The sequence below is a fragment of the Chryseobacillus diguaensis genome (genome assembly GCF_049220665.1).
Classification (GTDB): domain Bacteria; phylum Bacillota; class Bacilli; order Bacillales; family Bacillaceae; genus Metabacillus_B.
In genome coordinates, this window is the sequence record NZ_JBMKNV010000005.1 from 93,317 (window position 1) to 119,278 (window position 25,962).

The following is a 25,962-nucleotide window of genomic DNA, read 5'->3' on the forward strand; positions in this document are numbered from 1 at the left end:
TTTTTCCATTTCTAATAAAATGGATCTTGTACCTTTTACATAAACTGAAGCAAGCGGAAATTATGATATAATGCTTTCAATACTACTCTTATAAGGAGTCAAACGACGTGCAAAAATCACGAAAATCAATCATTCATTTCCTTGGAGGAAGAAAAACGCTTTACGTCTTCCTGCTGCTTATTCTGATTGCTGTTACGATATGGCTTTACGATCACGTTTCCTTCATTTTTCTCCCTCTTGTCAAACTTGTGGAAACAGTCGGCTTTCCAGTAGTTTTAGCCGTGGTCGGCTATTATTTATTTAAACCGGTTGTTTCGCTATTGATTCGATTTGGACTAAATAAGATAGCAGCGATCTTTGTTCTTTTTCTTATTTTGCTTGGTTTAGGCGTTGTGCTTGTTATGTCCGTGATGCCGTTTTTAATTGAACAGGCCAAGAGCCTTATCCATTCTTTCCCTGAATATCTTAAAAAAGTGACACACGATATAGACAGCAGGCTGCATCAATCCATCTTTTCTACATACTATGAAAAATTGAAAAGTGAAAACATCGACCTTCTCAATTCAGTAGGAAGCGGCACATCAAAGGTTGCTTCTGAGACGATCACAAGTTTTTCCAAAATCGTCACAACAGTTACGAATGTGGCCATAGGGCTTATTACGACCCCCATCCTGCTTTTTTATCTGCTGAAGGATGGCGAAAAACTGCCTAAAGCATTTATCAAAATTGCCCCTCCGAAATTTCGTGAAAGCATAAAAACCGTTTTCAGCAATATTAATATCGCACTCAGAGGGTATATTCAAGGGCAAATCCTGGTCAGTTTAACCATCGGCATATTGCTTTACATCGGCTTTTTGCTCATTGGAATTCCTTATCCGATTGTGCTTGCTGCGATAGCGAGTGTAACAAATGTAGTCCCTTACCTTGGGCCTGCCATTGCGATTACACCGGCCATTATTATTGCGCTTGTCACTTCACCATTAATGCTTCTGAAACTTCTTGTGGTATGGACGGTTATTCAATTGTTTGAAACAAAGCTGATCTCACCGCAGATAATGGGGAAATCCTTGAGAATTCATCCAGTCACGATCATCTTTGTCCTTCTTACGTCAGGGCATTTGTTTGGTGTGGTAGGAGTCATTTTAGGAATACCGGGCTATGCAATCTTGAGGGCTATTGTCGTTGAATTTTTTCAATGGTATAAAATACGATATAATGAATTTTATGCAGAGCCTGGAGAACGGTATGATACAAATCCGGTTTATGAAGCGCAATCTTCTTCCATACATGAAGAAAAGGACTGACAGCTGTCAGTCCTTTTTTAAAGGGCATTCATTTCAATAACCCGTTCTTTTTCAAATAATCCTTCGCGGTCTCTTCTGCCGTTTTTCCTTCAACGTTTACCTGATAATTCATTTCACGCATTTCATCATCCGTTATTTTTCCTGCTAGCTTGTCTAATGTCTTCTCAAGCTCAGGATGCTTTTTAAGTGTTTCTTGCTTCATCAAAGGAGCTCCTTGATAGGGAGGGAATAGATGCTTGTCATCTTCAAGAGCAACCAACTTATATTGTTTAAGCTCACTATCAGTGGAGTAGGCATCAATTAAGTTGATTTCCCCTGCTTTCACTGCATTGTATCTTAGTTTTGGCTCCATTGTCTTTACACTTGGAAAATTAATTCCGTACAGCTTTTGAATGCCCTTGTATCCATCAGCTCGGTCCGAGAATTCAAGCGTGAAGCCAACTTTCATGTTTTGCTGAACCGGTTTCAGATCGGAAATGGTCTTTAAATTATATTGATCTGCCGTTTCTTTAGGAACGGCAAGTGTGTATGTATTGTTGTACTGCATTGGTTCAAGCATCACCATATTAAACTTTTTCAGCATGCCTGCCTTTGTTTGATCATAAACCTCTTTACGGTCTGTGCTGACCGCGTCCTCTTTTAAAAAGGTGGACAAGGCTGTGCCTGTAAACTCGGGATAGATATCAATGTCTCCGGATTGAAGAGCATTAAATACAAAGGATGTTTTTCCAAGACTAGGCTTAACTTCTACCTTCAAGTCTGTATCCTTCTCTATGAGCAGCTTGTACATATTGATCAAAATTTCCGGTTCAGATCCGAGTTTTCCTGCAACAACAATATCCTTCTTGCCGGTTCCAAATGCAAATGGAATGGCTATCGCAAGCACTAGAACCAATCCCGCGATCCAAACAGGCTTCATGGAACGTTTTCGAGCCGCATACTCAACGTACCTGAGAATAGCGTCAAAAATGATGGCGAGAAGAGCAGCAGGAATTGCACCAAGTAGGATAAGGTAATTATCATTACGATCAATACCAAGCAGAATCAGTTTACCCAACCCGCCAGCACCGATCAAGGCAGCAAGCGTTGTGGTTCCAACAATCAGCACCATTGCAGTACGGACTCCGGCCATCATTACAGGAAGTGCAAGCGGAAGCTCTACCTTTAAAAGGCGCTTTCTGCTGTTCATCCCCATGCCTCTTGCAGCTTCTAAAAGGGACGGGTCCACTTCCTTGATTCCGGTATACGTATTCCGTAAGATCGGCAGCAAGGCATAAATAACGAGTGCGATAATAGCAGGGACGATTCCGATCCCAACAAGCGGAATCAGCAATCCAAGCAACGCCAGCGACGGGATGGTCTGAAGGACCGCTGTCACCCCAATAACCGGCTCAGCAATCCTTTGGTTTTTTGTAAGAAGAATCCCAAGTGGAATCGTAATGATAACAGCAATAATAAGAGCTAAAAAAGAAATCTGAATATGCTCAAATAAAGCACCAATCAATTCACTCTGTCTTTCCTGGAACGTTTGAATCAATCCATTCATCGGGCAGCCCTCATTTCAGCAAGATGCTTCACGATTGTCTGGCTCGTCAAAACACCAATCGCTATTCCATCCTTTTCAACAGCAATAGCATCACTTTCTGCAAGCTGACGAATCACTTCATCAAGAGAAGTTTCTGCTGAAACGACAGATGAATATCCGGAAGCAGGATCAATTGGGTTTAGCTTGCTTTCAAGATCCTTTACTAAAATATCCTCATTATTAAAAGCAGACAGGGTATGTATAGACCGATTTCCGATGAATTCCTTTACGAAATCATCAGCAGGGTTCTTCAGCAAATTCTCGGGTGTATCTGCTTGCACCAATATACCGTCCCGCATAATGCCGATTCGGTCACCGAGGGCAAGTGCCTCCTGCATATCATGTGTAACAAAGACAATCGTTTTTTGAATCCTTTTCTGTAAATCGGCGATATCCATTTGCAATTTTTCACGGCTGATGGGGTCAAGAGCACTAAAGGGTTCATCCATTAAGATAATATCAGGATCAGCTGCAAGGGCTCTAATAACGCCGATTCGCTGCTGCTGTCCCCCTGAAAGCTCATTTGGTTTTCTTTTCTTAAACGTTTTTGGATCCATCCCTACCATCTCAAGCAGCTCATCAACCCGTCTGCTTACTTTTTCTTTATTCCATTTTCTCAATTCTGGGACAATCGAAATATTCTCTTCAATTGTCATATGAGGAAAAAGGGCAATTTGCTGCAGCACGTAACCAATGTTCCAGCGAAGCTCATGTATGTCATATTCGTGGATGTTCTTCCCTTGTATGTATATACTTCCTTCAGTTGAATCAATCAAGCGGTTAATCATTTTCATCGTGGTCGTTTTGCCGCAGCCGCTTGGACCGATAAACACAAAAAATTCTCCCTTTTTTATCTCAACATCCAGAGAATGTACAGCTTTTATTCCATCCTTGTATTCTTTTGTTACCTTTTCAAACCGGATCATATCGTTCTCCTTTTTCAGCCTCAATTTCGTGAGCACTTCTGGATATAAAAGCAAATTATCTATATACGTATACCCAAATTCAATTCCTCTTTAAACAAGAAAATAGTTTTAGCACGTTCTTCTATGCGGATGGATTTTCGATGCAGAAAAAGAATCTTTTGGTTATTTTTGATGCAGCTTTCCAAGCAGGCTGCGGATCTTTTTGTTCAGGTCCTTATATTCTTCAATGGGCAATCCCGCTCCTTCGAAAATATTCAGCGGAATTTCACTCGCTTTATCCTTTAAAGCAAGGCCTTTTTCGGTCACTTGAACATGAACAATCCTCTCGTCATCCATCGATCTTTTTCTCGAAACGATTCCGCGTTCCTCCAGTCTTTTTAATAATGGAGTAAGCGTTCCAGAATCCAAGTACAGCTCCTTCCCTAATTGTTTCACAGACAGTGTTTCTTTTTCCCATAGAACAAGCAGGACGAGGTACTGCGGATAAGTGATATCCAGCTCTTTCAATAATGGATGGTACAGCTTGATCATTTCCCGGGAACAAGCATATATGGAAAAACATAATTGGTTATCTAGCAGAAGGACATTTTCTTTCATAAGATCACCTCTAACTCAAAATATTTGACAGTTTCAGTATAAAGGCGTTATATTGATTACGCAAAAATTAATTGTACACAATTTAATGGAGGGTTATTTATTATGAAACCTGTTTATACAGCAACAGCAACTGCTATCGGCGGACGTGGAGGAAAAGTTCAATCTTCCGATAACATATTGGATTTATCAATAGAAATGCCAAAAGCTTTAGGAGGAGCAGGAAAAGAAGGAACGAACCCGGAGCAATTGTTTGCAGCCGGATATGCCGCTTGCTTTGACAGTGCGTTAAATCTTGTTGCAAGAACAAAAAGAATCAAAATCGGCCAAACAGCTGTCACTGCACATGTAACCATTAATAAAGATACGGATGGATTTGCTTTAAGTGCGGTACTTGAAGTAAACATTCCTGAAGTCAGCAAAGAAGAAGCAGAGAGTCTAGTTGAACAAGCTCATCAAGTTTGCCCGTACTCTAGAGCTACAAGAGGCAATATGGATGTAGAACTGAAAGTCGTTTAATAAGCAAAATAAGCGGGAAGGCTGCGCCCTCCCGCTTATTTTCCATTCCTTCGCTGACTCCGTCAGCCGCGTCTTCTTCCTCTTCCCTGAACCAATTTAACAATAAAAATGATCACAGCAACTAAAAGGACGATGTGAATTAATCCGCCTGCCACTTTAAAAATAAGACCCAATATCCAAATAATAAGAAGAATCCAGATTAATGTCCAAAGCATGATTTATCCTCCTTTGACTTAACATGTTATCTGTTCATTAACTTTAATTTACCCTTAATTCTTCCTTGTTACACTCTAAACGTTTCAGCTGAAGAAAAGCCCTTATTAAAGGGCTTTTACATTTTATTTTGACTCATCTTTTTTATCATCATGGTACTGAACGGCATACTGCGATCCTTCATCAACCATTTTGTTGTCTTCGATGTCATGAGGATCAGGATTCCCGGCTTTTTCAATCGGAAAGGCTTCCTTTGAAGGATTCGTATCATTTTCAGTGCTTGTTAAAGCTGCTTTGCTGTTGCCCTCTTTAGCCTCTTCAATGTTTTCTTTAGAAAACATTGAAACACATTTCGCATATACATCTTTCACACTTTGCCCTATTTTATCTCTTTTTGTTTTATCCTTTAGCAAATAAGTTGCCGCAGCACTTACTGTAGCTACACCGACACCTGATAAAATTAATCCATTTCTTTTCAATGTTCAATCTCTCCCTTCACTTTTAAAAATCTGCTGTTAGAGTCTCTTTTACCCTGAAGAGTGTCTTTTAAACGTAAAGGATTTTAAGAATTTAGCTTCGTCAGCCTATTTCCGGAGGAAAATTTTTAAATAAGAAGACTTCAAAGCCCGAAATATGGGGATTTTTCCTAAAAGAAATTTTTCATCAAGGTTCTTTTCTTAAACTTTGTTGCTCCTCACTCCAAATTTCTTTTAAACGACCCTTTAATTGGCAAAAACTTTAAGAAAAGATGCCCCGAAGCAAGTCAAAATGTTAGAACTTTTACGAATAGAAAAGATGTCTTATAAATACTTTTTCCCTATTATAACCATTCATATTCTGGTCACTCCTGAGAAAGGATAAGGAAAAAAGGAGTGATTACATGAAAAAATTGTCTTGTATCATGCTTATTATTTCCTTCCTTCTTACAGGCTGCGGAGGGAGCATGGGGAAAGCTGGAAAAGATCCTGGCCAGGGTTCAAATAATCAGGCCGGCGGGGTTAATCCCCATCCTCGTGTAAATCAGATCAGCACGAAAACAAAAAAACCTTCTGAGGTTAATCCAACAGATACCGAATACAAAAAACAAAAGATTGAAACCATTGGTTTTCTTGAACCAGTCGATCCAACTAAAGCCGTTACAGAAATTAAAAATACCGGGAAGCTGCTTTCTTATACAGCTTTTTTCAGCTACCGTGCAAAAAAAGATGGCAGTCTTATCCCGCTTAATGATGCAGCACCGCTCGCAGCAGCAAGAAAAACAGGCACTGCCCCGATGATGGTACTGACAAACTTTACAGAAAGCAATTTTTCGCCAGATGTTGCTCATTCTATTTTTACTAATAAAGCTGTTTCTGACAAACTGATCAAAAATGTCCTAATTGCTATGCAGACAAAAGGATATAAAGCGCTCAATATCGATTTTGAACATATCAAACAAGAAGATAGAGAATTATACAATGGCTTCTTAGAAACGATGATTCCAAAGCTTCATGATAAAGGATATCTTGTGTCAACAGCCCTTGCACCTAAAACAAGTGACAAGCAAGCAGGGCCCTGGCATGGAGCCCATGATTATAAAAAGCACGGCGAGCTCGCTGACTTTGTTATTCTGATGACATATGAGTGGGGCTGGTCAGGCGGTCCTCCAATGGCTGTATCACCTATTCTTCAAGTTAGGAAAGTTGTGGATTATGCACTGTCCGTTATTCCGAAAGAAAAAATTGTCATGGGGGCTCCTCTTTACGGGTATGACTGGACTCTTCCCTATAAGAAAGGAAACCCATCAGCCAAACGGATCGCACCGGAAGAAGCTGAAAGTCTGGCTTACAAAAAAGGGGCAGAAATTAAATTTGATAATAAAACCCAGTCTCCTTATTACTACTACAAGGATGCGGCGGGGAAAAGCCACGTTGTCTGGTTTGAGAATCAGCAGAGCGCGCAGGCTAAATTTGAACAGCTGAAGGATTTCAAACTTCGCGGCATCGCTTATTGGGTGCTCGGAGAACCATTTCCTGAAAATTGGTCCTTGTTAAAAGAACAATTTCAAATCCGGCATCATTAAAAAAAGGCTGTTTTCGCAGAGATTGTTGTTTTTCGTACATGCTTCACGCATTTAGACTAGCATCGGAGCATCTTTTCTAAAAGTTTTTGCCATCCCAATAGGTTTCTAGGACTATATATAGGGTCATGAGCAACAAAGTTTAAGAAAAGAGCCTTAAAAAAAGCGCAAGCGCCTTGAACTTGGCGCTGAAGCTAGATTCAGTGTGCATGGTATTTTAGGGTCAGTTCTTTTCTTAATAGCTGTTTTTCGGGGCATCTTTTCTTAAAGTTCTTGCCATACCAAAAGTTTTGAGGACTAAATAAAGGGGCATGAGCAGCAAAGTTTAAGAAAAGAGCCTTTTTAATTGATATATTCCATCGTCGATTTATCTAGAGTAATGGTATTTCCTCCGCCAAGGTCGAGATTTCTTCCTTTTATATTAAAGACTCTGTAAAGATTTCCTTTAACAAGTGTTTTGATCGGATCACCTTGAGGATTATAGAGATCTGTTTGGGCGGCAAGTTTTATATATCCAAGAAAATAAACTGGACGCATTATTTTGGGTACATAATAGCCCCCGCCAACATAATAATTGCTGTCATCATAGCTATACACTCTTAATGCTTCTCCTGGCATAACCTTTCGGCTGATTTTTCCAAATGGTCCATACATATATGTATCGGAGTTTTTTATGAGAATTCTTCCAATATAGATCGACATGGTACTGCTTTCCGCTTTAACCGTATAGCCTCCGCCAAGGTCATATCCGTTTCCTCTTACCCCAAATACCCGAAAAGTGCTCCCGTTTTTCAGCATTTTATAAATAGTTCCATCAGGTGCGAGCATTTCAGTATCCTTTTTAATCGTTAGCTTGCCAACTGGAAGAGAATGTCCTGATGGAAGCATCGTATTCGGTATGGTGAGCGTTACTTTTCCGATAGAATCATAGATGGACTGGACTCGTTCGCCGTAGCCCTTTCCAGGTACAGCCCATTTTCCATTAAGGTCTGCCCAATAGTTGGCAACACCCCGATTTACCAGATAAAATCTTGGATCAGCAAGCTCTGTTGCAAGCGGCAAGGTTGAACTGTACGCTTTTAAATGCTGAATATGAGCTCTGACCCCTTCTTCAGGTGTGGCAAAAAACGCTCCCTTTACACCGCCTCCTGTCGTTCCAATGCCGGCATAATTATTCTGTTCAGGAATAACATCACCTCCAAAATTAAAAAATCCTGTTTCATGAATGGCCTGGGCAAAAGCAACATCTCCTTTTATCCCTTCAAGATTTCCAATCTGCAAATAATATTCAGCAAGCTGGTAAATGCTTGTCCCAGGTGAAAGTTTTGGTGAAGGATTATTCATCAAAACATAATCACCTAACTGCTGTGCTGTAAGTGTAGATGTTCCATTAATAGTCATATCTTCAGCTTTAGCGGATTTCATCATTCCTCCATTTGCCATTATTATCGCAAAAACAAGCAATACTGTGAACATGTACCTAAAGTCTTTCCTCACTCCATCTGCTCCTTTTTTCCATAAAAATAAACAACAAGGCATATTATACCAAAGAAATAGACTAGTAGTTTAGAATTATGGAAAATATAGAAGCATTTAACAAAAATGAAATATTTCGTTTTTGAACTACCCGCCACTTATCAATCTTACGGTATGTTTGAAGTGGGGGATTCTTAATTAGGCGCCACGAAGTTAGTCTATATACGTGTTCTAAGATATTACGAATAGCAACAAATATACGAAAAGAGCCTCATAAATTTTGGACAACTTTATGAACTTTTCAGGTTGATAGAAATGATTGTACCTATACTTGTATATAATATAAAAAAGAGCAAACAAAATAATGAATAATGACTCATTGGAGGTCAAGCATGCTTTATTACCCTGTTGAAAGACTAAAGCTGATTGGAACGATTGAAGGAATTTCTTTCCTCGTTCTGCTCGGTATTGCAATGCCGCTCAAATACATAGCCCACTTTCCGGCAGCCGTTACAATAGCCGGCTCCCTTCATGGATTATTTTTCGTTTTGTTTCTTCTGGCCGTTGCCAATGTTACCATTAAACATCGATGGCCGCTTTTAGCCGCTGCAGGAGCAGTTCTTGCATCCGTAATTCCCTTTGGCACATTTGTTTTAAATTCAAAGCTCAGCAAAGAACATCCATAACGGCAGGCAAAAAGTGCGGTCCCTATACGGGCCGCACTTTTTTACTGATTACATTTGAGAAGAGCCAGAGTCATCATTCTTCTTGTTTTGAACTGCCTCTTGAAGAGGGTCACCTTGCAAAGCCTGCTCTGCTTCCTGAAGTGAAGACTGAAGAGCATCATTGTTCTCTGGTTTCGCTTTAGAATCTTTATTATCTTTTCCGAACAATTTCATTTCTTTCACCCCTTCCATTTCGTCTTCTTTCCTACACTTGTAATATGAGAAAGAAGCATGACAAATATACATCCTAATTTTTTAGTGCGGGTTTGAGTAAAATAAGAAATCTCCTGTTTTATGGATATTGACAAAATCTAACGTTAACGTTAAGGTTAAATTAGAGAGTATTATGAGGTGATTTGCTGTGAGTTTATTAAAAATAGATGATGTAGCGAAAGAAACTGGATTAACAAAAAGAGCCATCCGTTATTATGAACAAATTGGACTTATTCATACTCCAGAACGGTCAGAGGGCGGCACAAGACTTTATTCCGGAGAAGACATTGACCGTTTAAAAAAAGTCATACTTGCAAAAGAAATATTGGGCTTCTCCCTTCAAGAGCTACAGCAGTTTTTAGACCTGCATGACACTGTTGACTACTACCAAAATTCAACTGAAAAACCCGGCTCCCTTTCTATCACTGAAAAGTCAGAGTTAAAAAAGATTTATCTGGGCATTGAGACACAGATAGGGATGATTGATCATAAAATCACTAAAATGCTTCATTTCAAAGAGGATCTGCAGTCACTATCAAGCCGGGTGCAGCAATATATTATAGAAGAGGAGAAAGATTAAAATGGAACAAAACCAGACACTTGCCAGATACATTACAGTTTTTGCAACGTTTTTAGCATTCATGGGCATAGGTGTAGTGGATCCGATTCTTCCTGCGATAGCTGAACAAATCGGCGCTAAACATTGGCAGGTAGAAATGCTGTTTACAGCTTACATCCTGACAATGGCCATCATGATGATTCCTGCAGGAATTTTCGCAAGCCGTTATGGTGATAAACGCATGATGACTATCGGCCTTGCGATTGTAACGGTATTTGCCCTTATTTGCGGTTTTTCAAATGGAATCACTGAACTGTCTTTATTCCGTGCTGGATGGGGACTCGGGAATTCCATGTTCTTTGCAACAGCCATGACTCTTCTGATCACTTTAACTCCACAGGCACATGTTGCTGTTGGAATGTATGAAGCGGCAATCGGCCTTGGTATGGCAGGAGGTCCACTTGTGGGCGGTGTTCTTGGGGGAAGCTCATGGAGATATCCGTTTATAGCAACAAGTGCTTTAATTTTTCTAGCCTTCATACTGGTCCTTTTCTTTATTAAAGACCCTGGAAAAAGCAAACCTCGAAAAGCAGCCGGTTTAAAGGAAATGGGCAAGCTGTTTGCGTTTAAACCTTTTTTAAAAACAGCACTCGGGGGCATGTTTTATTATTACGGTTTCTTCGTTGTACTAGCTTATTCTCCACTAGTTGTAAGCTTAAGCACAATTCAAATTGGTTTAGTATTTTTCGGGTGGGGCTTATGTCTTGCTTATGGTTCTGCTATTCTTTCGCATCAGCTTGAAAAGAAATGGACGGCCAAGCAAATTTTGCCTTTCAGTTTGGCAGCCTTTATCCTTTTCCTTGTATTCATGTTCTTCATTCCATCTACTCCTGTAATGGTTGTCCTGATTATTCTTTCCGGTCTTGCATCCGGTTTAAATAACGCCTTGTTCACAAGCCATGTAATGGAAGCTCCTTTTGAAAGAAGCATCACTTCAGGCGGATATAACTTCCTCCGCTGGCTTGGAGCAGCCATCGCTCCTGTTCTTTCAGGGGTTATTGGACAATCTGTTTCTTCAAAAGCGCCATTTCTTATGGCAGCTGTTCTTTCTGTTGTTGCCTTTTTCATGATTCGATCAACAGTTAAAGAACCAGCCGATCAAGAAATTATTCAACAGTAAAAGGAAAGGGGACTTGATTTTAAAATCAAGTCTCCTATTAATGATTAGGCCGTGATTTTCCCGCATCAATAAAAATCCACGAATAGCTTTAACTTAGTTTTTATTATTTTGCCCTTCATCAAAATTCCGAATATTCATATAAAAAGTTGCCTGAAATAAGATTATATGCTATAACATTAACTAACAATTTCAAATTGCCAGAGGAAAGTCAGGTGCCGGCAATGCCGGCTTAAAAGGGAATCCGTTTAAAATCCGGAGCTGTCCCCGCAACTGTAAGTGCAAATGAATCAAACAATGCAAATCTTTTTATCTTTGGATGAGAAGCTTTTGAAAGTAAGCCACTGTGAAATTTTTTTCACGGGAAGGTATTTGAGGAAGATGAAGCACAAGCCAGGAGACCTGCCTGCTTTCCCGCCAAGTTTTCAGATCTTCGGGGGGTGAGATGCGAAAGCGGTCATGAGGTTTAGCTTTTTCAAGGCATTTCTTTGCCTTTTTACTTTTGATCGTTTAGCACACTTCGTTTCGGAAGTGTGCTTTTTATTTTGTCTATAAAGGCTGTTTTCACAAATGATTGCTGCTATTCATCTAAGTTCCGAAGACGCATTGGGATTAGCTTCGGGGCATCTATTCTTTAAGTTGCTGCCTTATCCAGGGCCTTATGAAAGAAATTTAGAGTGTGCAGCAACAAAGTTTAAGAAAGGCTGTTTTCGCAGAGATTGTTGCTATTCGTAAAAGCTGATATCACGCATTTAGTCTAGCTTCGGGGCATCTATTCTTAAAATTCTTGCCTTATAGATATGGTTTGTGGACTAAATATAGGGTCATGAGCAACAAAGTTTAAGAAAAGAGACTTAAGAAAAAGGCCTATATAAAATGACTACTTGATAATATGAAGGAGTTTTGCAAATTGAAAATTATTAGCAGTAATCAAGGCTATCCAAGACTTTGGGCTACAAGAGAATGGAAAAAATGCTTGGAGGCGTTTTGGAAGAATGAATTGTCTGAAATAAAATTCAGAGAAAAAATGAAGGAGCTCCGTCTCGCTAATATTATGAAGCAAAAAGAAGCTGGAATCTCTCTTGTTCCGTCAGGAGATTTCACTTTTTATGATCAAATGCTGGATACTGCCTTTATGTTCAATATCATTCCAAAAAGACATAGGCTTACCGATCATTCCAGCCTTAAAAATTATTTTTCAATGGCAAGAGGAAGTGAACAGGCAACAGCGTGTGCGATGACGAAATGGTTTGACACGAATTATCATTACCTTGTACCGGAATGGGAGGATACTCACCCTGAGCTTGTTTACAATAAACCGCTCTATGACTTTCTTGAAGCAAAGGAAATAACAAATGCAAAGCCAGTTATGATCGGACCCTATACTTTTATCAAGCTTTCTAAAGGTGTTTCATCGCTTGAAGTAGCTTTGAATCATTTACTTCCCCTTTATAACCAGTGCATACATGAGCTGGAAGAACACGGCGCAGACGTGATCCAGCTTGACGAGCCAGCATTTGTGCTGGACGATGCCGAAAAGGATTATCCTTCCATTCACCGATTTTATGCTGAACTGACCCGTTCTCTTAAATCCATTGGCATAATGGTGCAAACCTATTTTGAAGAACCGTCATCTTATCAAGATTTCATCACCCTTCCTGTGCAGGGGTATGGTCTTGATTTTACAAGAGGCAGCACTGTCGATTTGATTAAAAAACACGGATTTCCAGCCGATAAATGGCTCGGAGCTGGATTGATTGACGGCAGGAATATATGGCGGATAAAAGGAAAGGAATCACTGGACCTTCTTTATTTCATCACTTCTGAAATAAAGCCAAAGGAACTCTGGATTCAGCCTTCCTGCAGTCTTATTCATGTTCCCGAATCACTCACGCACGAAGAAAATCTGCCAGTTGGCTTAAAAGAAAATCTTTCTTTTGCTGAAGAAAAATTAAAAGAGTGTGCTGCGCTTGCGGAATCTGAAAATAATCCCTCTCTGAAAATAGAGATTCTAGAGTGGGATACTTTATCTGACAAATTGAATATTTACAGACAGAAAAGCAGCGATCATCCTGAATCGCTCCTGCCTGCAAGAAGAATGGCTCCATTTTCCGAAAGAGCAAAAGCGCAAGATCAAAAGCTTGCCCTGCCGATCCTTCCGACTACAACCATTGGAAGCTTTCCTCAAACTAAAAAAGTCAGAAACATGCGCCGCCAATTTCGAAAAAATGAAATAACCAAAGAAGAGTATGATGCTTTTATTAGGGAAGAGACGGCCAGATGGATTGCCACTCAGGAAGAACTTGGTCTTGATGTACTCGTGCATGGTGAATTTGAGAGAAATGATATGGTAGAGTTCTTTGGGGAAAGCCTGAGCGGCTTTGCCTTCACTTCTTTTGGATGGGTCCAATCCTATGGCTCCCGCGGGGTAAAGCCTCCTATTATTTATGGAAACGCAGAGTGGGCAGAACCGATGACAGTGGATATTCTTAGCTTTGCAAGCTCTCTTACAGATAAGACTGTAAAGGGAATGCTTACAGGTCCCGTTACCATCCTTAATTGGTCATTTCTAAGAACCGATTTAGCAAACGAGGAGCTCCTGCAGCAAATCGGACTTGCCATTGAAAAAGAAGTCATGGCTCTTGAACAAGCAGGCATCGGTATTATCCAAATCGATGAACCTGCTTTTAGAGAGGGTCTTCCACTAAAAAAACATAAGCAGGAGGCATATTTAAAGAACGCCGTAAATGCTTTTAGACTTACTCATTCTAAGGTGCAGAACACTACGCAAATTCATACACATATGTGCTATAGCGAGTTTAACGAAATTATTGAAGCAATTTCTGAAATGGATGCTGATGTCATCTCAATTGAAGCATCAAGGGGAGGAGGAGAAATATTAAAAGCTTTTCATGATTTTCATTACAGCAAGGATATAGGACTAGGAGTATATGACATTCATAGTCCGAGAATTCCTTCCGTACAGGAAATGACAGCTGTGATAAAAAACTGCCTGAAGGTTTTGCCGGCAGAACGGTTTTGGGTGAACCCTGACTGCGGTTTAAAGACTAGAACAGAAGAAGAAGTGATCCGCTCACTGAAACATATGACAGAGGCTGCCCAGTCAGTCAGAGATGAGCTGGCACTTAAGCTATGATCCAAAGGGCTGGCTTCCCATGGAAGTCAGCTTTTCTTTTCATGCTTCTGTATATACAAACCGCCATCTTCTTGGATTTCAGCATAAAACACATCTGAATAATGGAGGATTCCATTTTTCAAAAGCTGTTTTTGGAGCCATTCTTCTGTGACAGAGGTTTCCTTTAAATTCTTCCTGACAAGTTTTCCATCTGATATAAGCTCTGCCGGGAGAAACTTTCTTTTAACCGTCACGTTTACATCTTGTTTTGAAGCATTCTCATGCTCTATTTTTTTTAATACACTCAGCATCCCATTCGGTTCAAGAATTGCGTAGTCGACATGCTGCATAGCAAAAATGCCTTTATCTCTTAAAAGCATGGTTAAATCGTCAACATTCATGCGGTTGGAATGGAGGGCTTTTTCAACCAATTTTCCATTTTTAATAATAATGGTGGGCTCTCCATCAAGAATAATTCTTGCCTTTGCGGACTTTAACGATAGAAACTCTACACCTATAGCAAGCAGTGTCCAAAGCAAGAGCCCCATCACTCCATCTAAAATGCGGATGTCTCTGTGAACGACCATATCCCCTGCAATATTTCCAAGGGCAATGCCTGTAATGTAAGTAAACATGGTCATCTGGCTTAGCTGCTTTTTGCCAAGGATTCTGGTTAACAGAAGCAATATAAAAAAACCAAGCAGCGTTCTTACGAGAGTTGTAATAAGATGTTCCATCAGGTTCCTCTTTTTTATCAGATTATTGACTTTAGTTTTTTCAAGCAGTTCCCTTCTCATTCAGGTTGTCGAAAATGCTTATCTTAAAATTAATTATGCAATAGAAGTTTACTTTTTGAGAAAAAGGCTAAAAGCTAATATAACGTTAAAGAAATAGGAGGCATCACTCTTGAAAAAAGTCTTAATGGTATTAACCAATGCAAGTAAGATTGATGAAAAGCATGAAACAGGCCTTTGGCTTTCAGAATTTGCAGAGCCTTATAATGAATTCAAAAAAAGAGGTTTTGCAGTAACGGCTGCAAGCCCTGAAGGCGGAAAAATCCCTATTGATCAAAACAGTGTGGAGGATAATATTCCAGATGATTTTGATGAAGCTATTGGTGTTCTGCAAAATACAGAGGTTCTTTCCACGATAAATGTGAATGATTTTAATGGCATATTCCTGCCAGGTGGACATGGTACCATGTTCGACTTACCGGACAATCAGCCGCTGAAAAATGCATTAAAGCATTTCGCTGAGAACAATAAAGTGATTGGAGCTGTCTGCCATGGACCAGCTGGCTTTGTGAATACGAAGCTATCAAATGGAAAATGGCTTGTAGACGGTGTAAATATGACGGGATTTACGAACGAAGAAGAGCAGCAAACAGGGCTTGCTCCGATGATGCCGTTTTTGCTTGAATCCCTTTTAAGAGCGCAGGGAGCGAAATTTGAAGGGGCTGCAGCCTATTCAGATCATGTCGTAGCAGACGGACGCTTTATAACAGGGCAAAACCCGCAATCCAGCCAATCAGCTGCAGAGTCTTTTGCTGATGCTTTAAACGGCTAATGCAAATAATTTTAAGAAGGAGGAAAGCTTTTATTGGTTTCCTCCCTCTTTTTTTTATCTGTCTTTTATTTTTTCCCCAGATCGTCCTGTTTTCGCATAATTTGTAGCTGATCATCTAATCTAGAAGAGAAAGCAACAATGTTTAAGAATGAGCCTTCATTAAATACAACGAAGGGAAAAATATTTTGGATCACTTTTTTGAAATTTTTTTGTTTTTTTTGTAGTTCTTATTTAACAGAACATCTGCTGAATGTGAGGAAAACGCACAAAAAAAGAACGCCTCAATGAAGCGCCCTTAACTATTTATTCAGATGTTACCATATTAATAAGCATATGGGCCAAGTGATGCTGCTGTTCTTGATCACCGGCTTTCCAAAGCTCCTTCAGTACATATTCTTCCCGATTTTTCGGTTCAATGTTTTCAGCGAGATACCCTGCAATTTTTTCAGCAGTCATGGCAAGCTGCTCATTGCCTAATCCGAGTTTTTTTCCCACTTCAATCTTTCCCGCTAGATATTTTTTAAAATGCTCAAAGCTGGAAAGTATTTCATCCGCTTTTTCATGATCTATCCGATTCAGCACATCATCTACTTCAAGAGGGTTTACTTTGCCTTGACGATTCACCATATGTTTTTCTTCACTCATCTTCTTCATTCCTCCTACAAATCGTTCTTTTCCTTAGTATGTTAATAGCCTAAAAAAACATCCCTTAAACTCATAATTAAGCTCCAGAGAAGCCCAGAAAATAAATCTTTTCTTAACGTTTGCTGCTTTTTCATCCTTAAATGCGGATTAAAACCAGGGATTAGTATCACTTCTTTCATAATAAGCATATCGTAATGAAGGAAACGCTTAGGCAAATGCCTATCCACTTATTTTGGGAGGCGGGCAAGTCATGATATTGATTAACAAAGTGCTGCAAAGTTATGACCAGATTAAATCTGCAGCAAATACAAATCTTCAACGGGAAACTCTCAGAAAGATGAACCAGTATGAAGAATTATATTCTTATGATTCTATAGAGCAGCTCATTTTTGAACTCGACATGAGGGAGCGAATCGTCCGTGCTGCAAAGGACCTTTTCAAAAGCGGCATTCAATTTGAGATCTTTGAAAATTCTGTTTCCAATAAAAAATATTGGACCACAACTCCTCAAGGGGCATTTGTTTTAAAAAGAGGGTTCCTCCCTTCCCAGGGTATTCGTGACATTTTCAAGAACGGATCCTTATACGCTTTTGAGTGTGCAACCGCTATGGTCATTATTTTTTACAAGGCTGCTCTTGATAGCATTGACGAGTCACAATTTAACAGGCTTTTTGAAGGGCTTGTGCTTTATGACTGGCATAGTGATGATGATTTAGGCATCCACACCTCCAGAGGCAATAACTTCCTCCCTGGAGATGTCCTCTATTTCAACAATCCGGATTTTAATCCAGAGACACCTCAATGGCGCGGAGAAAATGTGATTGATCTCAGCGGCGGCCAATATTACGGGCATGGGATCGGCATTCGGAATGCTCAAGGAATTATTAAACAACTGAATTCATTAAGAAGGCCTCATGCAACTCAAACAGCGTATTTATTTTCACAAGTAACAAAACCAGATTATAAATACCTATCTTATTTTCAAAAAATAAATAGACGGTTGGTTTTCCTTGAAAAAAGTGCAGTCGTCTCAAAAATCGGTTCAAATACGGCTGTGTATTAGTCCAATTCTCCAGAGTGCTGAAACAAAAAAAACCTCTTCGCTCATTGCGAAGAGGTAAATATTTTGCGTTTTTTATACCAGCTTTCTCTGCCAAAGTGCTTGTTAGCCAGCCACTCCATGGCTTCCAGATCTCCCTTTGTAACAACTGGATCCCGTTCATCCCATTTGACATTTCGAACAAAAAAGTAATTTTTTATGGGACAAAGCAAGGCTTTAGAATGGGGAAACGTTGAAAAAACAAATTCTACTCTACCCCTTTTTTTATAGGAGAAATCAATGATTTCCATAATCATCACCACTTACAGTTTAATAGATTCTAAGGAAAATACAAGTAATAATGGGCTAATTATGATTGAGGAAATCATTCTTTATATTCAACTGGTATAAGAATTTGTCCATGCCAGTTTTTTTGCAAAAGGGTTTGAAGAATCAGCTTGGATAGCATGCTTGGCTGATACGGTTTAACCAAATAATCATTCGCTCCAAGTGCCATTCCCTTTTCCTTTTCATCCAGAGCTGAGGAAATAAAGATGGGGAGCTGTGAAAAAGCCATGTCTTCTTTTAATTGAGTCAGCAGATCCCAGCCGCTAAAAGCTGGGTCATCGAGCATAATATCCAGTACCACTGCTTCGGGATGCTCTTCTTGAATCTGTTCAAGAGCTGCTTTTCCGCTAGTATAAATTTTTACGCCAAATTGGCTCTCCTCAAGCTCAGTCTTCAGTAAATTGGCTAGATTCAGATCATCTTTCACAATGATGACATTCGTTCTTTTTCCGGAGAATGCATCTTCCTTTTCCTCTTTATCTGAATCATTTGAGCTTAGGACAAGCGGAAACTTTGCTGTAAATGCACTGCCTTCTCCAAGCTTTGAAACAGCAAAAAAAGCGAAAGCTATGAGCCTTCGCTTTCTTCAATGGCTGGTTTAACAGGTTCCCTTTTAATGATTTCGATTGATCTGATGTGATGCCCTTCAATATCCATAATCTTAAACTGACAGCCTTCTTGGATAATGCTTTCCCCTTTTTTGATATCAAGGTTTTGAGAAAGAATCCAACCTCCGATGGTATCCATATCTTCTGATTCAATTTCAAGATTTAAGATATCATTGATTTCATCGATTAGTGCTTTCCCATCTACCATATATCTCCAATCCGTCATTTTTTGTATGTACGGAAGCTCATCTGTATCAAACTCATCTTGAATTTCTCCTACAATTTCTTCAAGAATGTCTTCTACTGTTACAAGACCTGCTGTGCCGCCATATTCATCTACAAGGATCGCTATATGAATCCTTTCCTTTTGCATTCTGATCAGCAGATCATGAATGTAGACTGTTTCAATAACCATAATAACAGGCCTCATCAGTTCTGTTATATCTACAATTCCTTTAAGATCCTTGTTTTCATAGAGAGCTTGAAATACTTCTTTTACGTTGACGACCCCGATGATATTATCCTTATCTCCATCCTGAACTGGATAACGGGTGTAACGCTCATTTTTCATAACGTTTAGATTTTCATCAAGGGTATCTTCCAGAGCAACAGTAACCATCTCTGTCCTTGGTACCATAATTTCTTTCGCCAGCCTGTTGTCGAATTCGAATATTTTATTCACATACCGATACTCCGCCTGATTGATCTCGCCTTTTTCATAGCTTTCTGAAAGGATGATGCGAAGCTCCTCTTCACTATGGGCAACATCACTTTCTGATGCTGGCTCGAGTCCCACCATTTTTACGATAAGCCTAGCCGACCCGTTCAGAATTTTAATAAAAGGGTATGCAATCATGTGGAACCAGATCAGGGAAGGCGTAAGTGCCAAACTGATTGCTTCTGCTTTCTGGATGGAAATGGTTTTTGGAGCCAATTCTCCAATAACCACATTTAGATACGTAATAATTAAAAATGAAAGGACGAAGGAGATAATAGCTGTCAGGGATTCGTTGATACCAAGCTTAATTATCAAAGGATGCAGGACAACCTGTACGGTCGGCTCCCCTAGCCAGCCAAGCCCAAGAGCTGTAATGGTGATACCGAGCTGGCACGCTGACAGATATTCATCCAGGTTCGTTACGACCTTTCTTGCACCGGCCGCCTTGCCATTTCCTTCTTCCGCAAGCTGATCCAGCCTTGACTTGCGGACCTTCACAATGGCAAATTCAATGGAAACAAAGTAGGCGGTAAGCGCGATTAATAAAAAAACCATAAAGGCATTAAATATGATCAATGATTGTCCTTCTTCCATAAGAAGAAGGGTCACCTCCTTATCGGAAGCTAGTTCCGGGATACCTGATAAACGATTCATATAATGTTAATAATTGCCGCATGAAAATCAAAATACCTTATTAGGGTTTCTAAGGACTCTCTATTCTTTTTACTTTGACGTCCAATGATAAACCTTATTAGCCTATATTTCAGTTCTTTTTTAGAATTTGTTCTTTTTCAATGCACTTTAAGAAAAACAACCGGGTTATAGATACACACAGTTTTTGCAATGTGCTTCTATCTCTCCCCCGTATAATTTTTCCTTTTTTGCAAAAAAGAGCAAATACCGCCATACGTATTGGCACATACTAGGTAAAAGCAAAGGAACCTTTGGCGGGTGAAGAAATGAAAGTTTCAAAAGAAGAAAAAGATGCATTAAGCACAGCCATTGATAAGATGAACGATGGTTTGGATGTGTTTATTCAGCTTTACAATGATTCAGAGGAAGACTTGCCGCCTGTAGATTTTTCAGAAGAGACGATTAAGCTGATTGAAAAGGCGATCGCTTCTATCGGCAGGGAAAAAGTTTCTGAGAAAATCAATACAATTGTAAAAGAATTGCTTTCCTTCTTTGGAGAACAAAAGGACTGAATGGCAGATGAAACCAAACAAGCTTTTTTACATGTGGCTAAAGCTCCCCATATTTATTCGCATTGCCTTCTTAGTCGTATTTATTATACTCCTATTTGGTTATCTGATCACAATCGCGGAGCCTGAGAAATTCCCTTCGCTATTTGATGGGATTTGGTGGGCCGTTGTCACAATCTCTACAGTCGGTTTTGGCGATCTCGTCCCTGTCACTGTTGCAGGCAGAATAGTCGGGATCATACTCATCCTATTAGGAGCTGGTTTTTTGACTGCTTATTTTGCCAATTTATCTGCTGCTGCCATTCAGAGGCAGCACTTATATACAAGAGGACAGCTGTCTTGCAAGAGCGAAGGACATCTCATTGTGATTGGCTGGAATGCCAAAGCGAGAGAAATGATTAACACTATGAAAAAAATGAAGCCTGACAAAAAGGTTGTTCTCATTGACCAAAGTTTATTTGAAGCACCTCTGCAGGAAAACATTCATTTTATTAAAGGTAATCCTGCAGAGGATGCAGTGCTTATCAAAGCAAACATTGATCGGGCTGAAGGCGTCATCATTACCGCAGATCAGCATAAAACTGAAACAGATTCGGACATGCAATCAGTTTTGATCCTTTTGGCTGTTAAAGGGTTGAATCCTGATTTATATACCATAGTAGAAATATTAAATGAACAGTATATAAACAATGCTAAACGAGCTGGAGCCGATGAAATTATTCGCACTTTTGAAGTCACAAGCCACCTTATGATGAACAGCCTTTTTTCAAAAGAGGGTCTTGCCGATATTTTTGAAAAACTCAACCCTGCCACAGGGAATCATATTGAAATTATCTCCTCAAAGGAGATATCCGGTTGGACATTCATGGAAGCTAGTGCCCATTTTCTCAGACAGGAAAAAATTCTGCTTGGCGTAAAAAAAGGAAATGAATCAATTCTGAATCCATCTCCAGACTATCGATTTATTGAAAACGAAAAACTAATTTTATTTGTTCATTAATAAATGTACTTTTCTTAAATTATGTGCTGCTTCATAGTAAAACAAACTCAATCAACAAGCAAAACCTTTTCCAATTCATCTACAAGCTCTCTGCCGATGGAATGGTACTTTTCTGGAATGGTGGAATCCTTGTCGTGCGGCTCTGCAAATTGATTGAACGTGGCACTGACATTTCCAATGTTCGAATGATCATCTAATCCTTTTTTGTATTGATGGGAAAGCATAAAAGGGGTTCCAAGCCTCACAGTAGTATGCGGAGTATCAAGTTCTCCATCTACTGCTGTAAAAGGAAGACGTAAATATTGAAAACCATCTTCATCATCTATTTTGTAATCGAAAGACCCTTTATCGTACTCCCAGTTTCCGCCAATGATATAATCTAGCGGCTGCAGCTCTTCTTCCAGAAAATGCAATTTGAATGTTCTGTTTTCGAGCCTTGACGGCACCTCTAACACAGCATAACCCCCTTTTTCTTCTAGGATGTCCACCTCATAGAAATTAACGATAAAAAATGCCTGGCAAATTTGCCAGGGGCTTTCTTCAAATTTTTTTAGAAATAGAGTACAATGGAATTATTAATTTTTTCTTATTCAGCATAGAAAGAAGTTTTATTTTGAAGAAACTAGCCCTTCTATTTGCCTCCATTATTATTGCAAGCTCTATCGGGCAACAAATAAGTGGGGGATATAGGGATCCTGGTAAAAACCGCATTAAATATTATCGATCAAGGGAGCATCATGGATGATAATCCGGCTTCATAAAAGGGTTCGGCCTGCATTTTTAAAAATGCAGGCCGAAACTATTTTATCCTTATTTGTTTAAGCGTTTTTCAAGTTCTGCTTTCTTTTCTTCAAATCCAGGCTTTCCTAATAAAGCAAACATGTTCACTTTATAAGCTTCAACACCTGGCTGGTCAAATGGATTTACACCAAGTAAATAGCCGCTCATTGCACAGGCTTTTTCAAAGAAATAAACCAAATAGCCGAATGTATATTCATTTTGATCTGGAATAGTTACGGTAAGATTTGGTACCCCGCCGTCTGTATGAGCAAGAAGGGTCCCTTGGAATGCCTTTTTATTAACAAAATCGACGTTTTTGCCTGCAAGATAGTTTAATCCGTCCAGATCATTTTGCTCTTCTTCGATGATGATTTCATGTCTTGAATGTTCAACAGAAATAACAGTTTCAAATAAGTCACGCCGGCCTTCTTGAATATATTGTCCTAGTGAGTGCAAATCTGTCGAGAAGTTTGCTGAAGAAGGGAAAATACCTTTCTGATCTTTCCCTTCACTTTCACCAAATAGCTGCTTCCACCATTCAGAGAAATATTGCAGTCCAGGTTCATAATTGATCAGCATTTCAATTGTTTTCCCTTTGTTATACAGGGCTTTTCGTACAACAGCATATTGATACGCAGGATTGGCCTCAAGATCAGGGTTTGCAAAGTCTTTGCTTGCCTCTGCAGCACCTTTCATCATTTCCTCTATATTGGCTCCTGAAACGGCAATTGGGAGAAGCCCTACAGCAGTCAACACTGAATAACGGCCGCCTATATCATCAGGGATAATAAAGCTTTCATAACCTTCTTCATCAGCTACTGTTTTCAGTGCACCGCGTGCTTTATCCGTTGTGGCATAAATACGCCCCTTCGCTTCATCCTTTCCATATTTTTCCAATAATAACTTGCGAAAAATTCGGAAAGCAAGGGCTGGTTCAGTTGTTGTTCCTGATTTTGAAATAACATTGATGGAGAAATCTTTGTTTTTCAGAAGGTCCATAAGGTCCTTCATATAAGTGGAGCTGATATTATTTCCGGCAAAGATGACTTGAGGAGTTTTGCGGTCTTCTTTTGTAAGGATATTGTAGAATGAATGATTTAAAAATTCAATCGCAGCCCGTGCACCAAGATAAGAACCACCGATGCCAATAACAAGAAGAATATCTGAATCAGATTTAATCTTCTCTGAGCATTTTTGAATGCGGGAAAATTCCTCTTTATCATAAGCAGACGGAAGATCCACCCATCCTAAAAAGTCATTTCCTGCACCAGTTTTTTCATGGATAGTATGATGTGCAGCTTTTACAAAGTCACTCAGGTATGTAATTTCATGCTGGCCAAAAAAGGATAGCGCATTGGAATAATCAAAACGGATATGAGTCATAACGTTTTTCCTCCAAATCATCTTATTTTTCCTGCCACTTTCACTTTACCCAATGTCCATTCTTAAATCAAGCAGCTTGGAAACCCATTTAAAAAGTTTGTTTTGAAACAAACCATGAGAATAAAAATTCTTTACGAAAACAGCATTTAACAAATAATTGAAAACTGTTACATTTATATAAAGAAGATGAAATATTACCTGCTAAACCGGAGGGAAAGATGAAAATCAGCATCCGCCAAGCAACACCTGCCGATTCATATGCCATATTAAAATACACTAAAAAAATACTTGATGAAACACCCTATATGATTTCAACCTCAAAGGAATATTTGAATTCCATAGAAGATGAAGAATTCTGGACAAGGCAGACTTATGAGGATGGAGGAATTATTTTACTGGCTTTCTCCGGAAGAAGCCTTGTCGGCCTTTTAAGCGTTAACCGCCATCGCCGCATTCGCAAGCGGCATACATGCTCGTTTGGTATTTCAGTGAAGAAAAGCCATCATGGCAAAGGGATTGGTTCTCTGCTTATGAATGAGATGATCAGCTGGGCAGAGAAACAGCCAGGTCTTGAAAAGATCAATCTTGAAGTCTTTTCAAACAATATTATTGCACGGCGTCTTTATCAAAAGCTTGGTTTTCGGGAAGAAGGAAGACTGCTGAAGGATATTAAGTATGTTGACGGTACATATGCCGACTTAATTAACATGGGAATGTTTTTAAAGAAGGACTAGCTGGATGGCAGGCTTTTCCACCACTTATAAGTAAAGGCTGTTTTTGCAAAGATTGTTGCTATTCGTATAGTCTTAGACCACGCATAGTGATTCGCTTCGTTGCCTCTTTTCTTAAAAATTTGCAACTGTATTTTTGGTCAATGTTCACTTAGAAAAGAGCCTTAGTAAAAAAAGCCGCTAAAATGAAATCATTAAGCGGCTGTAATCCGGTCTATTCAGCTATTATAGAGATGCTTGAAGGATATCAACAACATCCTGTTTTTGCAATTTCTTGAAGTTGCCAAATTCTCCGTTAGCCATTGCTTTGTCTGCCATCAAGTCAATGTTTTCTTCGGTGATGTCATAGTCAGCTAGACGTGAAGGAGCTCCAAGGCTGCTCCAGAATTCACGAAGTTTTTCAATGCCCTCAAGAGCTACTTCGCGATCAGATTTCCCTTCTTCGCTTACTTCGAATACACGGACAGCAAGCTGTTTAAATCGGTCAACATTTACATCAAGATTATGCTCCATCCAGTTCGGGAACAGAATTGCCAAGCCGCCTGCATGAGGGATATCATATACAGCTGAAACAGCATGTTCGATATTATGAGTAGCCCAGTCACCTCTTGCACCCATTTGCAGAATTCCGTTTAATGCAATTGTTCCGCTGTATAGAATGGTTTCACGGAGCTCGTAGTTTTCAAGATCTTCGATTAGCTTTGGAGCTGTTTCGACTACTGTTTTCAATACAGATTCACACATACGGTCCTGCAAAAGAGCATTAGGCGTATTGCGGAAATAGGATTCAAATACATGAGACATCATGTCAACCATGCCATAAATCGTTTGGTCCTTCGGTACAGTAAACGTATTTTCCGGATCAAGAATAGAGAATTTAGGGAATGTTAGAGGGCTTCCCCATCCGTATTTTTCTTGCGTTTCCCAGTTAGTGATAACAGAGCCGGAGTTCATTTCTGAACCTGTTGCTGCAAGAGTCAGTACAGTTCCGAAAGGAAGGGCATCTGACGGCATGTGTTTTTTTGTTACAATATCCCAAGCGTCTCCATCATATTTCGCACCTGCTGCAATGGCTTTTGTACAGTCAATAACACTGCCGCCGCCAACTGCAAGGATGAAATCAATATTTTCATTTTTACAGATTTCCACGCCTTTTTTAACAGTGGTCAAACGCGGATTAGGCTCAATACCGGATAGCTCAGAAACCTCTAACCCGATCTCTTCTAAAAGAGAGATTACTTGGTCATAAAGGCCGTTTCGCTTAATGCTTCCGCCGCCGTAAGTAATGAGCACTTTCTTGCCGTATTGCGGCACTTCATTTTTAATCTCTTTTACCTGACCTTTACCAAAAATAAGCTTTGTAGGGTTTTTGTATGTAAAGTTTTCCATTATTATTAATCGCCTCCTATAGTGTATTATGACTCCTTCATCTTTTTGTTGTAAAGAAATGCGCTCT

At 39.6% G+C, this 25,962-nt stretch carries 27 protein-coding genes and 1 riboswitch; of the genes, 12 read left to right on the forward strand and 15 right to left on the reverse strand.

Annotated elements, in window-relative coordinates; translation table 11 throughout:
- Positions 1-107: 107 nt before the first annotated feature.
- On the forward strand, positions 108-1,304 hold the full coding sequence (locus ACOT8F_RS09945) for an AI-2E family transporter (protein WP_421651636.1): 1,197 nt from the start codon (positions 108-110) through the stop codon (positions 1,302-1,304).
- A 28-nt stretch (positions 1,305-1,332) separates the two neighbouring features.
- Here the strand turns inward: ACOT8F_RS09945 and opuFB are convergent, their stop codons facing one another.
- From opuFB to ACOT8F_RS09960, 3 genes are all read right to left on the reverse strand, one after another.
- Entirely contained in the window at positions 1,333-2,850 is a 1,518-nt protein-coding gene (gene opuFB / locus ACOT8F_RS09950) for an osmoprotectant update ABC transporter permease/substrate-binding subunit OpuFB (RefSeq protein ID WP_421651637.1), read from the reverse strand.
- Positions 2,847-3,815, reverse strand: coding sequence for an ABC transporter ATP-binding protein (locus ACOT8F_RS09955; protein ID WP_421651638.1), 969 nt, complete (start codon positions 3,813-3,815; stop codon positions 2,847-2,849). The genes opuFB and ACOT8F_RS09955 overlap by 4 nt, the downstream gene beginning before the upstream one ends.
- A 162-nt stretch (positions 3,816-3,977) precedes the next feature.
- Positions 3,978-4,412 carry a MarR family winged helix-turn-helix transcriptional regulator gene (locus ACOT8F_RS09960; RefSeq protein WP_421651639.1) on the reverse strand — a complete coding sequence of 145 codons (435 nt, stop codon included), beginning with the start codon at positions 4,410-4,412 and terminating at the stop codon, positions 3,978-3,980.
- Between the two features lie 102 nt (positions 4,413-4,514).
- Between ACOT8F_RS09960 and ACOT8F_RS09965 the strand changes: the two genes are divergently transcribed.
- On the forward strand, positions 4,515-4,928 hold the full coding sequence (locus ACOT8F_RS09965) for an organic hydroperoxide resistance protein (protein ID WP_421651640.1): 414 nt from the start codon (positions 4,515-4,517) through the stop codon (positions 4,926-4,928).
- A gap of 62 nt (positions 4,929-4,990) precedes the next feature.
- Here ACOT8F_RS09965 and ACOT8F_RS09970 read toward each other — a convergent pair whose 3' ends face one another.
- Both ACOT8F_RS09970 and ACOT8F_RS09975 read right to left on the reverse strand, forming a co-directional pair.
- Positions 4,991-5,143 (reverse strand): lmo0937 family membrane protein, encoded by a 153-nt coding sequence (locus ACOT8F_RS09970; RefSeq protein WP_421651641.1) that lies wholly within the window; start codon positions 5,141-5,143, stop codon positions 4,991-4,993.
- A 123-nt stretch (positions 5,144-5,266) separates the two neighbouring features.
- A complete protein-coding gene (locus ACOT8F_RS09975; protein ID WP_421651642.1) occupies positions 5,267-5,620 on the reverse strand; it encodes a hypothetical protein in 354 nt (117 codons plus the stop codon).
- A 401-nt stretch (positions 5,621-6,021) separates the two neighbouring features.
- On the opposite strand from ACOT8F_RS09975, the gene ACOT8F_RS09980 reads away from it, so the two are divergent.
- Positions 6,022-7,203, forward strand: a complete 1,182-nt coding sequence (locus ACOT8F_RS09980) for a glycosyl hydrolase family 18 protein (protein ID WP_421651644.1) — start codon at positions 6,022-6,024, stop codon at positions 7,201-7,203.
- 339 nt (positions 7,204-7,542) lie between these two features.
- Here ACOT8F_RS09980 and ACOT8F_RS09985 read toward each other — a convergent pair whose 3' ends face one another.
- Entirely contained in the window at positions 7,543-8,697 is a 1,155-nt protein-coding gene (locus tag ACOT8F_RS09985) for a glucosaminidase domain-containing protein (RefSeq protein ID WP_421651646.1), read from the reverse strand.
- A gap of 371 nt (positions 8,698-9,068) precedes the next feature.
- Here ACOT8F_RS09985 and ACOT8F_RS09990 point away from each other — a divergent pair, with 371 nt between their 5' ends.
- Positions 9,069-9,362, forward strand: coding sequence for a DUF3817 domain-containing protein (locus ACOT8F_RS09990; protein ID WP_421651648.1), 294 nt, complete (start codon positions 9,069-9,071; stop codon positions 9,360-9,362).
- A 48-nt stretch (positions 9,363-9,410) separates the two neighbouring features.
- Here the strand turns inward: ACOT8F_RS09990 and sspJ are convergent, their stop codons facing one another.
- Positions 9,411-9,575: a small acid-soluble spore protein SspJ gene (gene sspJ / locus ACOT8F_RS09995; protein ID WP_421651649.1), complete on the reverse strand. Its 165-nt coding sequence runs from the start codon at positions 9,573-9,575 to the stop codon at positions 9,411-9,413.
- 187 nt (positions 9,576-9,762) lie between these two features.
- Between sspJ and ACOT8F_RS10000 the strand changes: the two genes are divergently transcribed.
- From ACOT8F_RS10000 to metE, 3 genes are all read left to right on the forward strand, one after another.
- Positions 9,763-10,194 carry a MerR family transcriptional regulator gene (locus ACOT8F_RS10000; protein ID WP_421651651.1) on the forward strand — a complete coding sequence of 144 codons (432 nt, stop codon included), beginning with the start codon at positions 9,763-9,765 and terminating at the stop codon, positions 10,192-10,194.
- A gap of 1 nt (position 10,195) precedes the next feature.
- Positions 10,196-11,353: an MFS transporter gene (locus ACOT8F_RS10005; RefSeq protein ID WP_421651653.1), complete on the forward strand. Its 1,158-nt coding sequence runs from the start codon at positions 10,196-10,198 to the stop codon at positions 11,351-11,353.
- Between the two features lie 193 nt (positions 11,354-11,546).
- A riboswitch (cobalamin riboswitch) is annotated at positions 11,547-11,774 on the forward strand.
- Positions 11,775-12,260: 486 nt separating this feature from the next.
- Positions 12,261-14,507, forward strand: a complete 2,247-nt coding sequence (metE, locus tag ACOT8F_RS10010; protein ID WP_421651654.1) for a 5-methyltetrahydropteroyltriglutamate--homocysteine S-methyltransferase — start codon at positions 12,261-12,263, stop codon at positions 14,505-14,507.
- 26 nt (positions 14,508-14,533) lie between these two features.
- Here metE and ACOT8F_RS10015 read toward each other — a convergent pair whose 3' ends face one another.
- Positions 14,534-15,223, reverse strand: a complete 690-nt coding sequence (locus ACOT8F_RS10015; RefSeq protein ID WP_421651655.1) for a YetF domain-containing protein — start codon at positions 15,221-15,223, stop codon at positions 14,534-14,536.
- 169 nt (positions 15,224-15,392) lie between these two features.
- Between ACOT8F_RS10015 and ACOT8F_RS10020 the strand changes: the two genes are divergently transcribed.
- Positions 15,393-16,052, forward strand: coding sequence for a type 1 glutamine amidotransferase domain-containing protein (locus ACOT8F_RS10020; protein WP_421651656.1), 660 nt, complete (start codon positions 15,393-15,395; stop codon positions 16,050-16,052).
- A gap of 303 nt (positions 16,053-16,355) precedes the next feature.
- On the opposite strand, the gene ACOT8F_RS10025 is transcribed toward ACOT8F_RS10020, so the two are convergent.
- A complete protein-coding gene (locus tag ACOT8F_RS10025; protein ID WP_421651657.1) occupies positions 16,356-16,697 on the reverse strand; it encodes a DUF3243 domain-containing protein in 342 nt (113 codons plus the stop codon).
- Between the two features lie 250 nt (positions 16,698-16,947).
- Here ACOT8F_RS10025 and ACOT8F_RS10030 point away from each other — a divergent pair, with 250 nt between their 5' ends.
- Complete coding sequence (locus tag ACOT8F_RS10030; protein WP_421651658.1) at positions 16,948-17,760, forward strand: protein-glutamine gamma-glutamyltransferase; 813 nt, start codon at positions 16,948-16,950, stop codon at positions 17,758-17,760.
- A 41-nt stretch (positions 17,761-17,801) separates the two neighbouring features.
- On the opposite strand, the gene ACOT8F_RS10035 is transcribed toward ACOT8F_RS10030, so the two are convergent.
- From ACOT8F_RS10035 to ACOT8F_RS10045, 3 genes are all read right to left on the reverse strand, one after another.
- Positions 17,802-18,047: a hypothetical protein gene (locus ACOT8F_RS10035; protein ID WP_421651660.1), complete on the reverse strand. Its 246-nt coding sequence runs from the start codon at positions 18,045-18,047 to the stop codon at positions 17,802-17,804.
- A 74-nt stretch (positions 18,048-18,121) separates the two neighbouring features.
- Positions 18,122-18,511: a response regulator gene (locus tag ACOT8F_RS10040; RefSeq protein ID WP_421651662.1), complete on the reverse strand. Its 390-nt coding sequence runs from the start codon at positions 18,509-18,511 to the stop codon at positions 18,122-18,124.
- A 140-nt stretch (positions 18,512-18,651) separates the two neighbouring features.
- Entirely contained in the window at positions 18,652-19,986 is a 1,335-nt protein-coding gene (locus ACOT8F_RS10045) for a hemolysin family protein (RefSeq protein ID WP_421651932.1), read from the reverse strand.
- A 383-nt stretch (positions 19,987-20,369) separates the two neighbouring features.
- Between ACOT8F_RS10045 and ACOT8F_RS10050 the strand changes: the two genes are divergently transcribed.
- A complete protein-coding gene (locus tag ACOT8F_RS10050) occupies positions 20,370-20,615 on the forward strand; it encodes a protein mistic (protein ID WP_421651663.1) in 246 nt (81 codons plus the stop codon).
- 7 nt (positions 20,616-20,622) lie between these two features.
- The gene (locus ACOT8F_RS10055) at positions 20,623-21,612 is read left to right on the forward strand and encodes a potassium channel family protein (protein ID WP_421651665.1); all 990 of its coding nucleotides are present in this window, start codon (positions 20,623-20,625) and stop codon (positions 21,610-21,612) included.
- 47 nt (positions 21,613-21,659) lie between these two features.
- Here the strand turns inward: ACOT8F_RS10055 and ACOT8F_RS10060 are convergent, their stop codons facing one another.
- A complete protein-coding gene (locus tag ACOT8F_RS10060; RefSeq protein ID WP_421651666.1) occupies positions 21,660-22,067 on the reverse strand; it encodes a YugN-like family protein in 408 nt (135 codons plus the stop codon).
- A gap of 355 nt (positions 22,068-22,422) precedes the next feature.
- Complete coding sequence (locus ACOT8F_RS10065) at positions 22,423-23,775, reverse strand: glucose-6-phosphate isomerase (protein WP_421651667.1); 1,353 nt, start codon at positions 23,773-23,775, stop codon at positions 22,423-22,425.
- Positions 23,776-23,993: 218 nt separating this feature from the next.
- On the opposite strand from ACOT8F_RS10065, the gene ACOT8F_RS10070 reads away from it, so the two are divergent.
- On the forward strand, positions 23,994-24,509 hold the full coding sequence (locus tag ACOT8F_RS10070; RefSeq protein WP_421651668.1) for a GNAT family N-acetyltransferase: 516 nt from the start codon (positions 23,994-23,996) through the stop codon (positions 24,507-24,509).
- Positions 24,510-24,731: 222 nt separating this feature from the next.
- Here the strand turns inward: ACOT8F_RS10070 and ACOT8F_RS10075 are convergent, their stop codons facing one another.
- Positions 24,732-25,895: an iron-containing alcohol dehydrogenase gene (locus ACOT8F_RS10075; RefSeq protein WP_421651669.1), complete on the reverse strand. Its 1,164-nt coding sequence runs from the start codon at positions 25,893-25,895 to the stop codon at positions 24,732-24,734.
- Positions 25,896-25,962 lie beyond the last annotated feature (67 nt).